At 37.7% G+C, this 14435-nt stretch carries 9 protein-coding genes; 3 read left to right on the top strand and 6 right to left on the bottom strand.

Annotation, left to right across the window (positions count from 1 at the left end; translation table 11 throughout):
- Positions 1-2: 2 nt before the first annotated feature.
- A complete protein-coding gene (locus AN161_RS05040; protein ID WP_053593288.1) occupies positions 3-722 on the top strand; it encodes an MgtC/SapB family protein in 720 nt (239 codons plus the stop codon).
- 15 nt (positions 723-737) lie between these two features.
- Positions 738-1733, top strand: coding sequence for a cation diffusion facilitator family transporter (locus AN161_RS05035; RefSeq protein WP_053593287.1), 996 nt, complete (start codon positions 738-740; stop codon positions 1731-1733).
- A 71-nt stretch (positions 1734-1804) separates the two neighbouring features.
- Here AN161_RS05035 and AN161_RS05030 read toward each other — a convergent pair whose 3' ends face one another.
- From AN161_RS05030 to AN161_RS30490, 5 genes are all read right to left on the bottom strand, one after another.
- Complete coding sequence (locus AN161_RS05030) at positions 1805-2542, bottom strand: hypothetical protein (RefSeq protein ID WP_053593286.1); 738 nt, start codon at positions 2540-2542, stop codon at positions 1805-1807.
- Positions 2543-2762: 220 nt separating this feature from the next.
- Complete coding sequence (locus AN161_RS05025) at positions 2763-3926, bottom strand: iron-containing alcohol dehydrogenase (protein WP_053593285.1); 1164 nt, start codon at positions 3924-3926, stop codon at positions 2763-2765.
- A gap of 56 nt (positions 3927-3982) precedes the next feature.
- Positions 3983-5086, bottom strand: a complete 1104-nt coding sequence (locus AN161_RS05020) for a response regulator (protein WP_053593284.1) — start codon at positions 5084-5086, stop codon at positions 3983-3985.
- Positions 5083-8136 (bottom strand): ATP-binding protein, encoded by a 3054-nt coding sequence (locus AN161_RS05015; RefSeq protein ID WP_053593283.1) that lies wholly within the window; start codon positions 8134-8136, stop codon positions 5083-5085. Before AN161_RS05015 ends, AN161_RS05020 begins: the two co-directional genes overlap by 4 nt.
- 212 nt (positions 8137-8348) lie before the next feature.
- On the bottom strand, positions 8349-12698 hold the full coding sequence (locus AN161_RS30490) for an S-layer homology domain-containing protein (protein WP_075807177.1): 4350 nt from the start codon (positions 12696-12698) through the stop codon (positions 8349-8351).
- A 275-nt stretch (positions 12699-12973) separates the two neighbouring features.
- Here AN161_RS30490 and AN161_RS05005 point away from each other — a divergent pair, with 275 nt between their 5' ends.
- Positions 12974-13156 (top strand): hypothetical protein, encoded by a 183-nt coding sequence (locus AN161_RS05005; RefSeq protein ID WP_053593282.1) that lies wholly within the window; start codon positions 12974-12976, stop codon positions 13154-13156.
- Positions 13157-13184: 28 nt separating this feature from the next.
- Here the strand turns inward: AN161_RS05005 and AN161_RS05000 are convergent, their stop codons facing one another.
- Entirely contained in the window at positions 13185-14429 is a 1245-nt protein-coding gene (locus AN161_RS05000; protein ID WP_053593281.1) for a Glu/Leu/Phe/Val dehydrogenase, read from the bottom strand.
- Positions 14430-14435 lie beyond the last annotated feature (6 nt).

The following is a 14435-nucleotide window of genomic DNA, read 5'->3' as shown; positions in this document are numbered from 1 at the left end:
GTATGGAAACCTTATTTGGAAATATGATTACATATGAAGTTGGCATAAAATTAGTTATTGCAGCCACATTAAGTTTAGTAATCGGCATTGAAAGGGAATTAAAAAAGAAGCCTGTAGGGTTAAAAACGAGCTTAGTCATTGCTACATTTAGCTGTTTATTAACCATTATTTCGATTGAAACTGCGTACTCAACACCCCCAAGATCAGATATTAATATTACAATGGATCCTCTTCGCTTAGCTGCGCAGGTCGTGAGTGGTATTGGATTTCTTGGAGCAGGTGTTATTTTAAGACGGGGAAATGATAGTATTTCAGGTTTAACAACTGCTGCCATGATTTGGGGAGCTGCGGGGATAGGAATTGCAGTCGGCGCAGGCTTCTATATGGACGCAACATTAGCTGTTATTATCATCGTTTTTGGAATTGAGGTTTTATCTCCGTTCCTAATGAAAATAGGACCAAAACGAATTCGTATGCGAGAAATATCATTGAAAGTTCAGATTAACGATGATGAAAATAGTGAATCCTTTCTACAATTTCTAAAGGAGAACAATATTATAATCGAAAACATTCGCATTCAAGATGTTCAAAATAACGATAAAGTTTTACATGAATTAGATTTACGCTTATCATTAATTGTCTCTGATAACTTGCTGTCATTTTATCGCTCATTACGAGCACTATCTTATATAGAAAAAATCGAGATGGAAATTTTAAATTAGATGGAGGATTCTTTCGTGGCAGAAATATTGAAACTATTAAAAGACGGTAATAAACCCTCTCTTTTGGCAGCGGGTGTAAATGCCTTTTTAGGAATTATTAAAGGTGCCGCCTTCTTCTTTACAGGTAATGTTGCCATGTTTGCAGAAATGATGCACTCTTTAGGGGATGCAGCAAACCAATTATTCGTTTATGTCGGCTCAGCACTTTCGAAAAAAGCACCGACAAAACAATTCCCTGGAGGCTTTGGCCGAATTGTAAATTTAGTTTGTCTTTTTGCTGTTATTATTGTAGCTATCCTTTCTTATGAAACTATAAAAGAAGGCTGGCATCATTTTATGCACCCCGCTGGAGTATCTAAAGGGATGCTCATTGCACTGGGAGTATTATTTATCGGTATTGTTTTAGAAGGATCAGTTCTTACAAAAGCTGCCGTAGAAATTCTACATGATGCTGGGCAGGAAAAAGCAGGAATATTAACAGCAATCCCTAAGGCATTTGGCTATTTACATCGTGCAAAACCAGCAACAAAATTAGTATTTATGGAAGATCTAGTTGCTACAGTGGGGAATGTCTTAGCCTTCGCTGCTATTTTAATTGCACATTTTACAGGCTGGGCAAGAATTGAAGGACTTGTTTCGATGATTATCGGCTGTATGATGTTCTATGTAGTAGCTAAAGTGTTCCTTGATAATGCACGTGGAGTTATTGGTGAAACAGATGAAGAAATGCTCAACCATATTGCTCATCTTGTCATGGATGATCCAAGCATTCAAGATATTGTACGTTTAGAGGTTATTAAAGAAGGTGAATTTTTACATGTGGAATTAGTTGCAGAAGCAGATGCAAACTTATCACTCGCTTATCTGGATGATGTACGTGACCATTTAACAGAGGTTATTTTAAGTCAGAAGGGCGTCTCAAAAGTAGCTATTTTATTTGATGAAGATGACGGAAAAATAAATTGGGTACATGTTGGCGAAAGACCTGAAAACTCTACATTAGAGCAATAATATCACCCGAAACATTTTTTCTACAATAAGATAAATAGCCAATTGCCATATTTCAGGCAGTTGGCTATTTTTTATACCAATACTAGATGATTCCGTTCTCGATTAATTGCATCTTCAATTAAGCAATCTGGAATTTCTTCATTACTTACAAAAACATGATTTGTGATCATAAAAGTTAATAGCATTTGTAATGCGATAATCTTTTTTACACCCTGCTGTTGAATAACTATTTTTGTGAATTTTAATGTTACTAAACGATTAGCTAATGCATATTCTTCAGCATTTGTAATCTCTCTTCCATCTGTATGACATCCTAAAATAAAATTACCAGCGTAAGAATTTTTCAATACATTGGGATGCATAGATTGGTAGTGTACCTCTGCAATTGAATCAGCATCGTTCATCATTTGATGAGCCACCAAATAATGTTTTAAAGCACCTTTTAAATCAATCGCGATAGCTGTATCTGCTAATATCGTTTTATAATAAGCTAGCACTATTTCAGCATTCCCTAAATAAGGCTTCACTTCTACAACGATTTCCCCAGAAGGACGTACAAATACTTGTACAATTGCTTTATTTACACCATCTGTAATAGTAATATTCGTTTGACCAAATCGTAAACTTTTAAAAAATATACTTTGATTGACGATGGATCCCATGACAATTTGGTCATTCTCAATTTGCAGTGATTTCGCTTCAATCCCCAATACTTCTACACAATTTTGTAATTTATAAACATGCTGTCGAAATGGTGTCTCTATGCAACGCAATGTGCCAATACGGTCTTCAAGCAATTGTTTCAACATTTGTTCCCTCTCCATCCCTGTTTAATATTGTCTTTATTTTAATAAACATAGCTGAACAAATTCTGAACAGCCTACATGGAACGAGTAATTGCGACAAAAACCGCTTCTTTTGCAACAACGATGTTATATCTACAAAGAAACTTTTATGACAAATTTCAACATTATTTCTTGCGATTTCTCAAAAAAAGTGAGGCTACGAAATGAGCCTCACTTTTACTATTTAAAGAGCGTTGTGCAAAATAGTACGGACATCTTCTTCCTGTAATTTGTTGAAGTTTCCAAAAGGTCCATTTTGCATAGCATGTTCTACAATTTGATGGAATTTCGAATCATCAATTTCATAATCTGCAAGGCGACTTGGAGCTCCTAATGAGGTCCAAAATGCCGATAAACGATCAATTCCTTCGTATGCAACTTCTTCTGGTGACTTCCCTGTAGCATCGACACCGAAAACGCGTGTTGCAATACCAGCAAAACGCTCCTGGTTCACCGGTACACTTAGACGCATCCAATGTGGTTGTAATATTGCTAAACCACCTGCGTGCGGAATATCGTATACTGCAGATACAGCGTGCTCAATATTATGTGACGCCCAATCACCGCGAGAGCCAATTGATAAGAATCCATTTAACCCAATTGTTCCAGCTAATAAAATCGTTTCACGTAACTGGATATTCTCCAAATCTTCAAGTAATTTAGGTGCTGTAGTAATGACAGTTCGTAATACACCTTCACACATTTCATCTGTAATCGGTGTATTCATCGTATTATGGAAATATTGTTCAAATACATGCGACATCATATCAACGATACCGTAAACTGTATGATTTTTTGGTACTGTCACTGTATACACAGGATTTAAAATCGAAAATTTCGGGAATACAGCAGGGCTACCCCAGCTTAGTTTTTCTTCTGTTGCCGCGTTTGTAATAACGGAGCCAGAGTTCATTTCGGAACCTGTTGCTGCTAGCGTTAAAACTGTTCCGAGTGGTAAAGCGTCCTGCACAAATACTTTACGCTTCACAATATCCCAAGCATCGCCATCATATTTTGCACCAGCAACTATTAACTTGGAACAGTCAATGACGGAACCGCCGCCAACAGCTAGCACTAAATCAATTCCTTCTGTTTTACAAAGATCAATACCAAGTCTTGCTGTTTCCACACGTGGATTTGGCTCAACACCGCTCAGCTCAAATATGGTTTTATCCGCTTCTCGCAATTTTTCGATGACAGCATTGTATACACCATTTTTCCTAATGCTGCCTCCTCCATATACTACTAACACCTTTTTACCATGCTGCCCTAGCTCATTTGGAAGCTTTTCCAGTGCATCCTCACCAAAATGTAACTTCACTGGGTTATAAAATGTAAATGAATCCATTCAATTCGCCCCTTTCTAGTTGGATTTTCTCATAATTCTGTTGGAGAAAGCAAAGATTAAACTTTGGCCATGTACTCGTTATAAATCTTATGAATCTTCTCGGGAACGGAGACACTTATTTCAGCTAATTTCTCCTGTATGTGCTCATAGCAATTTACACAATCTTGTTTTTTGTTTTGCTGGATTAAAAATTCTAATAGTAAAAACATATACTTCTCATTGAATTCATCTAATTCTAGTAACTTTTGTAGGCAGTTCAATTTTAATAGAGAATTAGTGGATAATGAATTCTCTATGTACATTTCAAGCACATGCATTGCACCCTGCTTTAAGCGTAGCTGTACTTGAATTGCCCACAGGTACTCTTCTTCCGCTAAAAAATCACCCTCATAGCAATTTAAAAGCTGCTGAATGGGCGTTTCATCATGATTTTCCTGTTCTAGTATTTGATTGAGCTCCTCGTAATCACTTTCTATGTCAACATTTAATTGGTAATGATAATTCACCAGTTGAATCGGATCTTTAATGCCATTTTCCTTTAGAAGCTTTCTTAATTGATAAATAGATGTATGTAAATTGCTTGCCGCTTTATCAAATTCTAAATCCGGCCATAGATCCTCGATGATCACGACATTTAGCATGGGCCTTTTTTGATGGAACCATAAATATAAAAATAGTTCCTTTACTTTCCTTGTACGCCACTTCATCACCTCATGCTGAGCGTCAAGTAAATAGAAGCTACCCAAAGTATGGGCATATAAGAGATTCTCTTTATTCTCTATTGGTGTCTCTACTTGCCACCTTTGTTGTGCTTTTGTCAACGCTTTAATTAGTCGTTTCTCATGAACAGGCTTTAACAAATAATCCGTTGCCTCAACCTCAAAAGCATCCACTGCAAATTGAGCATGGGCCGTTACAAATATAATTTGTAACGATGGTTGTTTGATGACTAGTTGTTTTGCCACCTGTAAGCCATGCATGTCGATCATTTCAATATCTAAAAAAACTATATCTACAGATTCTTTTTCAAGAAAGGCAAGGGCATCTGCCGCATTGGTAAATGCCCCCTTAATAGTAATCTGAAATTGTGTAAGTCGAGTTAACTTAATTCTTAAAACATCAATAGCCATTTTTTCATCATCCACAATGATTATATTCATGCTCCACCACCTTCAGGTAATAATAGTAGAATAGTTGTACCTTTTCCTTCTTCACTGTATAAACGAAGACTTGCATTTTTTATCAGTTTGAATTTTTTTAGTGGGTTTGTAAAACCAATGCGAGAACTTTCTTCATTCAATAATTGCTGCAGCTTGTCATCTGGAATACCTACACCATTGTCATATATTTTAATACGAACAAATTGTCCCTCTCGTTGTACACTTACCTCAATCGTACCGCCTTCTTGTTTCTTAGAGATACCATGAAAAACGGCATTCTCCACGAATGGCTGTATAGAAAGTGCAGGAATCATTAATTGTATGGATTCATCAATATCGTATTTAATAGTCAAGCGATCACCAAAACGCATCTTTTCAATATAAAGATATGCCTTTACTAGCTCTATTTCTTCTTCAATTGAAACAAAACTATTGCGATAGTGTACGTTTAGCTTTGCACGGAAATACGTCGCTAGGCAGTAGAGTGCTTCTCTCGTATTATCCATATCAGTGTAGCTCAAACCAATAATTGTATTGAGTGTATTATAGACAAAATGGGGTGTTACTTGTGAATACAAATAATTCATCTCCACTTCAATTGCATCAATGGACGATTGACGAACAGCAAGTAAAGATTCGATGCGAATAAATAATTCATCCATCGCAATAGGCTTTTGTAAATAATCATTGGCACCAACTTGCAATGTTAGCACTAAATCAGATTGCTTCATGATTGCTGTCAATATTATGATTGGCAGCTCTAGCATGTCATATTGTTTTCGCACCTGCTTACATAGTTCATAGCCTGACATACCATTCATCATTAAATCTATTAACATACAATCCACTTGATTGGTTTTAATATAATCCACTGCATCAAAGCCGTTATCAACAGCTATCACGGTATATCCCTTTAAGGACAAAGCGTCAGTTAAAACTTTAATGTTGACATGGTCATCATCTACAACCAGTATTCTTTTATCATTACCTTTATAGATCAATGGTAATTTAAGCTGTAGTACTTCCGTTGCCTTATGGGTAACCATTGCTAGTGATTTTTCATCGCTAAATTGCTCGTCTGTTGCGAGTGGCATCGTAAATGTAAATGTGGTTCCTTCTCCTAACAAGCTTTTTACGTGAATATCACCATTTAATTTTTCAACAATATTTTTGGCAATACTCAGCCCTAACCCAAGCCCTTCCTTTTTATGATTATTCTTTACTTGATAAAAGGCATTAAAGATGCGTTCTAATTCCTGTGGAGGAATACCCAACCCTGTATCACTTACTTGAATGACCATATGCTCATGATGAACATATGCCCTAACCGTGATTTCTCCAATTTCCGTATGCTGGATCGCATTGTGTAATAGACTGTAAAGAACCTGTTTAAAGCGCAATTCATCTGTTAACATGGCAGGCAATGCCAAGTCTACCTCATCAATTAAACGCACATGACCATTTTTAGGCATGACACTCCGAATTTCTTCTATCACTTCATTGATAACGGATATCGGTACTGCACGTGGTGAGACACGTACTTCTCCAGTCATGTAATTGGATGAAAATAACAAATCTTCTACTAAATGACCTAAACGTTGTGTTACATTATGAATTAAAATTACTTGCTCTTGTTGGGCACGCTTCAACGGTCCTTGTGCACCTTCCATTAGCAATTTTGATAGATTTAAAATACCATTCAACGGCGTCCTTAATTCATGTGAAGTTTTAAGTAAAAACTCATCCTTCATTTGATTGTGTGCAAGCAGTTCTTCTGATAATGCTTGTATTTTCATAAAGGCGATATTTGAACGGTAGTTTAATAATGAGGCAAAACCTAAAAGCACAAGTATAAATAACACGAATTCACTATAATCGATTGGTATTCCTGTTAAAAAGTTAAGAACTAATAAAATAGCATAACAGCAAATAGCTGCGAGAACGATTAAAATATAGCGAGCTTCTTCGAGTCTTTTCAACATCACACGAATTAGAATCCATACATTATATAAAACAACTGGAGCGGTAACCGCAATAAAAGCCAACTTCCTGATAATGAGTGCCTCTGTTGAAGTAGCCATTTGATTGTGAGTAAATGGATTATAAATACCATAAACAACAAAAACGATACCAAGCAAAATCATAATGGCGTAAATGATTCTTTTTTTCGTCAATTGTGGGTACATAAAATAAATAAAAAGTGTTAAACACATAAGAGCAATAGGTAAGATTCCTAGCTGTAAACGAACCTGACTTGAAGTTAGCATATTCGGAATTAATAAGAAAAACACTTTTTGATTAATAAATGACATATATAACCCTAATACTATCGTAAAGAGGCCAAAACATAATTCTTCTTTGCGCCTACGATTCTGTACATAAGCTAGGACATAAATAATTCCAAAAACAATATATCCGATACTTACAAATGTATCTGCCAACACTTTCAACCGATAATGATGCTGTATTTCCTGCATTGTACCAAATTCAATAGGATAAATAATCCCCGCCTGCGGATAATGAAAATTAGCTACATGTATAATAATATCGAGTTCTTTATTCTCACTTCGTGCAAAAACAGTATATTTATCATCATTTTCAGTTCGATAATCATTTAACGTTGTGCTAGGATTGCCCTTTGCCCCCACATCCACACCGTTAATAAAAACGCGATTTGATTGCCTAATCGTACGAATATACAAGCCATAATGTCCTTCAACGGGTACTTTTACTTTGATATGATAAGTCCCCACTGCGAGCCCTTCTACATTTGGCTGCACATATTCTTGCCAATTTGCTGGAACATCAATGGAAATACGCTTATTTTTATAGATATCAAGTGACTCCCAAGATGGTATCAGGACATTTGGATAAAAGGACCACTCACCTTCAAGTTTTACGGTCTTATTTAATTGCTCCGTAGTAATGGTAACAGCGCCATCTTCTACGATTTGAGGGTTTTTAGTGGAGAAATAATCCTGATTACCAATGAAAAAAGCAACGACAAATAGCATGATAATACTCACGATAATTTTGATATTTTTTTTCATTATCATGCCTCCTATTATTGAAATATTTTTACAATTTTTTATGTATGCTTACATCTTATTTCTTTCTCTTTTTTATATCAACTCCCATTGAAAATACTATCATAGTACGTTTGAACAAAATCTGAACAATGAACCATTTTACCTGAGTATCCTATCCGTCTCGATTGAAAAAGGCAGGCTAAGGATTTCCCCTAGCCTGCTTTTGCTATTTCTTATTTTGAAAGCTGCTCATTCTTATCTTCATCGATAAAGTAAGCATGTGATTTCGCTGCTTCCTCAATTTCTTTAAATGCCCAGTGTTTAGCTTTAACGTCTGGGAAGCTTGGTGTTGTCACGCCATTTAATGGGCCGCGTTCAAACATGCGGTTCATCATGACAACGGCTTGTGCACGTGTTAGGTGCTCGTTTGGTGCGAAGCTTCCGTCCTCACGACCGTTAATAATGCCAGCAGTACGATTCGCTTCAATAACCCATTGTGCCCAATGACCTTTTGTATCGTTGAAAGTAATCGTTACACTTTCTTCTATATAAAGCTGCTTATAGTTCGCAACCACTGTCGCCATTTGTGCACGTGTAATGTTCTCGCTTGCGCGGAAATTACCATTCATATCGCCATTCATAATGCCTCGCTCTTTCACAAAGGCAATAGCCCCTGCTGCGTAATGATTACTTGGAATATCCTTAAATGGTGCATAGTCTACCGTTTGGTCATCCGTGTAGCCTAAGATACGTGCGATCATCGTCGCTACTTGCGCACGTGTCACGTTTTTCTCAGGACCAAATGTACCATTCGAGAAGCCTTTAATATAAGCCTCATGCTTACCTACTGTTGGTTTCTCGAATTGAATAACCGTAAATGTGCCGAACTTGTCCACTGTGAAGCGTAAACCAAGTTCACCCTTCGCCATTGTTACCACTTCAGGGAATACTACTTTTTTCTTGCCATCTGATTGTTCAATAAACACCGCAAATTGCTCTAAAAATGCTTGGCGCTCTGCCGCTCCTGTTGGCACTTTCACACCTTTTAGTGGCAGTGTCAGTTGTACAGGACGGCTAGGCATATTCGTTTCAATCGTCATTGGACGTGCAACGACACGCACATCATTGCTTTGTAGGGTTTCACGTACTACTTTTTCAACTTTTGCACGTTCTTCAATGGCCTTGCGCTCGCTTTCCTTTTTCACTGGCACTAAGCGGAAGTAGAAATTATCATTCACTCCATCCATAGAGCTTAGTGGGATTGCAATATGCGCATTATTAGTTGAAATTTCTAAGGATAAGCCATTTTCACGTAGCGTTTGAATCGATTGTTTTGGCATTTCAACCATTACTTTATCCACTTCATCTTTGATATCTGGAATTACGATACGTGCAATATTGTTGCCAATTTGCTTGGCTTTCTCTACGGCTTCTTTCGCATTCGCTTCCGTTAATGCCACAAGGTCTGTGATTTCACCGTTTGCATGTTTTGTGCGCTCAATTTCCACCGTTGTTTTTTCCATCGGATTGTCACCATCAATTTCTAACTCGACTTTGATCTTTGTTGTCGTTGACCCTGTGTTCTCAGTCGGTGGTGTTGGTGTCCATGTACTTCCTCCGCCACCTGAGCCTGATGATGTATCATTCGCTCGATAAACTGTAATCACATACTGTTTCGTACCTGTTGCATCTGTCACAGTAATCACAACTTTGTTTTCTCCAACTGCTAGTGGGAATAAATCACCTATGTTAACAGCTTGTCCGTTGGCTGTCATTGTCACCTTCGCACCTGGATTAAGTGGTATCGCTGTGATTGATAGTTGAGATGTTACGTAATCAACATTCATTGTGTAGTTTGTGACTTCTGATGAGAAGCTTGGGCTTAATGTACCTGTTGATGGTGTTAGTGAGCCTAGTCCTGGTGTTTGCGTTGGCACAGTGATAAGTTTTCCTTGAGCCTTTGTTAATGCTACTAAGGCTGCATCAACTTCTGCTTGTGTTGCAATTGGATTAGTCAATACCAATTTTGCATTATCTAATGCTGTTTGGTAATCCAACCAGCTCTCTGGTGTGTAGTTTCCTGCTGTTAAACCGTTTGCTTCATTCACTTTTGCCTCCAGCTTAGACGTATCGACTACTACGTGTGTGCTGATTGTAAATGTTTTTTCTGTTGTAGCTGTTATAGTATCATCTGTAGCCGTTACTTTTAATGTATACGTTCCATTTGGTAACGGTAATAATTCTGATGGAGGTGTAAATGTCCACTCACCAGTTTTTTCATTCACTGTCGCTGTACCTGTAATTTCTATGCCATTTTCATCGGTAAGTACAACCGTAACCGTTGGAGGTGTTATCGAATCCACGACTAAAACCATTCCTCCAAATGTTGGATGAGAGTCATTCACAGTTGAAGTAGAAGGTTTTGTAATTTGTAGGGCTGCGCTAAACGGGTCTTCTGCGACCTTTGTAAAATCAACTACAGGCGCATCGTTTGTTCCTTTTAATGTTCCTGTACCATCATAAATCACTTTTACTTCTTTATTAGTTATATCTGTTCCAGCAGGTAAAGTAAGAATGACCTTTGTATTGTCTGATGGGTCCACTATAAATGTAGGTGTCACTGCTTTACCATCAACAGTCACTGTAAAACCTGTTAAATCAGTTAACGCTACTTCTTGGTCGAATGTTAGCGTCACTTTATTGCCATCTGCTACTGTTTGTTCAAGTGTTACACTTGTTGGTTCTGGAATTCGTAATGCATTTTTTGCATTGTTTAGAGCTGTTAATGCCGTATCTACTTCTTCCTGTGTTGTATCTGGATCACCCAATACTTCCTGTGCATCTTTTAATGCTGTCTCTAAGTCTGCCCAGCTCTTTAATGTGTAGTCCGTTGATGTTAAGCCAGTTACTTCTGTTACCGTTGTTTGTAGTAGTGATTTGTCTACTGATGTTATATCCTTGATAAATGGTCGTACAGGTAACGTGTTTTTACCGACTAAGTTTCCTGCACCATCATAAGCTACCTTTATCTTTTTACCTGTTACATCTGTTCCCGAAGGTAGTGTAAGAATTAGCTTTTTATTGTCTGTTGGGTCTACTTTAAATGTAGGTGATACTGCTTTACCATCAACAGTCACTGTGAAATTTGTTAAATCTGTTAACGCTACTTCTTGGTCAAATGTTAGCGTAATTCGATTACCATCAGTACCTATTTGTTCTAGCATAGCACCTACTAGTTCAGGTGCTGGTGCAGCAAATGTAAAGTATTGTCCATCTCTTAATGTTACTTTTGTTGTGTAATGAACTGTACCATTCAAAGTCATCTCACTTAATACATATGGATGCTCAGCTGCAGTTGTGAAATCTGTATCAATGTCACTTAAAAGTAATTCAGCGTTTTCTACCATTGCACTCTTCGGAATGGCAATTTGAACTTCGCCCACATTCTCTGAATTTTGTACTTTCCATACACGATTTGAATGATATTTATTAGTCGTGCCGACATGATTATCAAATGCCAATGTTTGACCATTGTCACCCCAAACTAGGTATTGCTTATCGATTAGTTCAGATTTGTTCAACGCATTCGTTTCTTTCAATTCATTAGAACCTATCGCTACTTGAGTATCCTCATTAATGCTACGGCTTTGTTTTTGATACAATCCTTCCGCATCATCACGACCAATACCTGCAATGTTATTTTTGTATGTACTATCGGCTGCCCATACGGTATTGCCGTTTGTCGCCACATAGTCCACTTCGCCATTATCTAATGTGATGCCGTACTTTACAGCTAAATACGTTTCAATTTTTGCACGGTCTTTCGCTGTACTTGCATTATATACAATGACCTCAGCAATATCACCGTTAAAATTCATATAATTCGAACCGCTATTTTTTGATAGTGTACTACCGATAATAGGAGTAATTGATAATGGAGTAAACGCTGCCTTTCCAGTAAGAGTTTGGTATTTACCATCAAACCGAACAGTATGGTCAGAGCCACCAATATCACTATTAGCCATTCCTGGTTGAGCAACATTAATTGGGTAATTAATAGTAGTATAAGTACTATTAGCCCCATTACCTGCACCATAGAATGTGTTTCCTTCTTTACTAAAGATAGCAGGCCCATAATTTAGACCACCTGTTATTGAACCCACAATCACCCCCGATGGATGATTAAATACTGCATATGCATCCGCATATGTGATTTCTTTATCTCCTACAAACTTTGTTTTTGCACCTTGTTCCAATTTGCCACTATTCCCAGAAATCGAAACAACAGGGTTGAAATTTATGCCATTTGCTGTAAGCTTCGGCGTTCCATATACAGTAAAGTTGTTTGTACCCGTCTGATCTACCCACTCAGTAATTGTTTCATCAGTATCGGTTACTGCTCCATCATTTGCTTTCAACCATAGCACAGGTTGATTACTCACATTGCCTGGAACTTTGTTACTAGCTGCTTGCACCTTCTCAGGTACTGCTCCCACAGAAAGGCTACTTGCAACTAGCATCGTGGAGAGCATTATGCCAAGCGAACGTTTCCACCATTTTTTTTGTTTGGTTATTGTTCCCACATTTTCTCCTCCAATCTTTTGTATTCATCGTTCTCTATTAATCTTTTTCTCTCCTTTCTATTCTTCAAATACCGACATACTTCAATTTACTATAGTCTGCCTGAACAACATCTGAACAAACTATGGGTGAACATGTGGCAAATCATATCTGACACTTTGAGAGTTCTATCCGTCTGATTACTCTTCGAACAATCTAAATTTGAAAGCTGTTCAGATTTTGTTTAGATAACCCCTGTATAGTAAGGCTTAGTACATAAAACTAAGGAATTTTGCTTATGCATATTATTGTGATTATTAGCAGTGTTGTTATCGTCGGAGGATTATTTCTTCTAAGATTTATACAAATACGCCAAGAGCGGAAAGAAAAAAAGATGTTCTTGGAGCAACGTCTTGAACACCTTATTCATGCGAATAAAAAAGAGGCACCAATAGAAAAAACGAGTCATCCCTTTAAATAGGAATGACTCGTTTTTATTTATATGTTGATTAAACCCATCCACGGAAGCGTGAAGCTTCTGAAGTGCGGCGAACACCTACCATATAAGCTGCTAAACGCATGTTAATGTTTCGTGTTGTCGCTGTTGTATAAACGTTTTCAAATGCATCAACCATTTTTTTGTATAGACGTTCTTCAACTTCTTCTTCTGTCCAGTAATAACCTTGGTTATTTTGTACCCATTCGAAGTAAGAAACTGTAACTCCACCAGCAGATGCTAATACGTCTGGTACAAGTAAAATGCCACGCTCAGTTAAAATTCTAGTCGCTTCAGCAGTCGTTGGACCGTTTGCTGCTTCTACTACGATATTTGCTTTAATGTTATGTGCATTGTCAGCAGTAATTTGGTTTTCGATAGCAGCTGGCACTAGAATATCACATTCAAGCTCTAATAATTCTTTGTTTGAAATTGTGTTTTCAAATAGTGTTGTTACTGTACCGAAGCTATCGCGACGATCTAATAAGTACTCGATATCTAAACCTTCAGGATCATGAAGTGCACCATAAGCATCTGAAATACCGATTACTTTTGCACCTAAATCATGCATGAATTTTGCAAGGAAGCTACCTGCGTTACCGAAGCCTTGAATAACAACGCGTGCACCTTTAATATCAATGCCACGTTTTTTCGCTGCTTCTTGGATAACGATTGTTACACCTTGTGCAGTTGCACGGTCACGACCTTGAGAACCACCAAGCACTAGTGGCTTACCTGTGATGAAACCTGGTGAGTTGAATTCATCCATACGGCTGTATTCATCCATCATCCAAGCCATAATTTGTGCATTCGTAAATACGTCTGGCGCAGGAATGTCTTTTGTTGGTCCTACGATTTGACTAACTGCACGTACATAACCACGGCTTAATCGTTCGATTTCATCCATAGACATTTGACGAGGGTCACAGATGACACCGCCTTTACCACCGCCATAAGGTAAATCCACGATACCACATTTCAATGTCATCCACATTGAAAGCGCTTTAACTTCCTCTTCGGATACGGCTGGATGGAAACGTACCCCACCTTTAGTTGGTCCTACAGCATCATTATGTTGTGCACGGTATCCAGTAAATACTTTTGTTGTACCATCATCCATTTTCACTGGAATGCGTACTTGTAGCATGCGAAGCGGTTCCTTTAATAATTCATACATTGCTTCGTCATAGCCAAGTTTATTTAGAGCTTCTTGAATAACTTCTTGAGTTGATGTGAACAGATTTAAGTTTTCAGACATATTAAA

Source organism: Lysinibacillus sp. FJAT-14222 (assembly GCF_001278875.1).
GTDB classification, from domain to species: Bacteria; Bacillota; Bacilli; order Bacillales_A; family Planococcaceae; genus Lysinibacillus; species Lysinibacillus agricola.
This window is presented reverse-complemented; position numbering and strand designations above follow the sequence as displayed.

Coding starts and splice junctions, on each gene's coding strand:
- AN161_RS05040 (WP_053593288.1), top strand. CDS start 3: ATGGAAACCTTATTTGGAAATATGATTACATATGAAGTTGGCATAAAA.
- AN161_RS05030 (WP_053593286.1), bottom strand. CDS start 2,542: ATGTTGAAACAATTGCTTGAAGACCGTATTGGCACATTGCGTTGCATA.
- AN161_RS05025 (WP_053593285.1), bottom strand. CDS start 3,926: ATGGATTCATTTACATTTTATAACCCAGTGAAGTTACATTTTGGTGAG.
- AN161_RS05020 (WP_053593284.1), bottom strand. CDS start 5,086: ATGAATATAATCATTGTGGATGATGAAAAAATGGCTATTGATGTTTTA.
- AN161_RS05015 (WP_053593283.1), bottom strand. CDS start 8,136: ATGAAAAAAAATATCAAAATTATCGTGAGTATTATCATGCTATTTGTC.
- AN161_RS05005 (WP_053593282.1), top strand. CDS start 12,974: ATGCATATTATTGTGATTATTAGCAGTGTTGTTATCGTCGGAGGATTA.
- AN161_RS05000 (WP_053593281.1), bottom strand. CDS start 14,429: ATGTCTGAAAACTTAAATCTGTTCACATCAACTCAAGAAGTTATTCAA.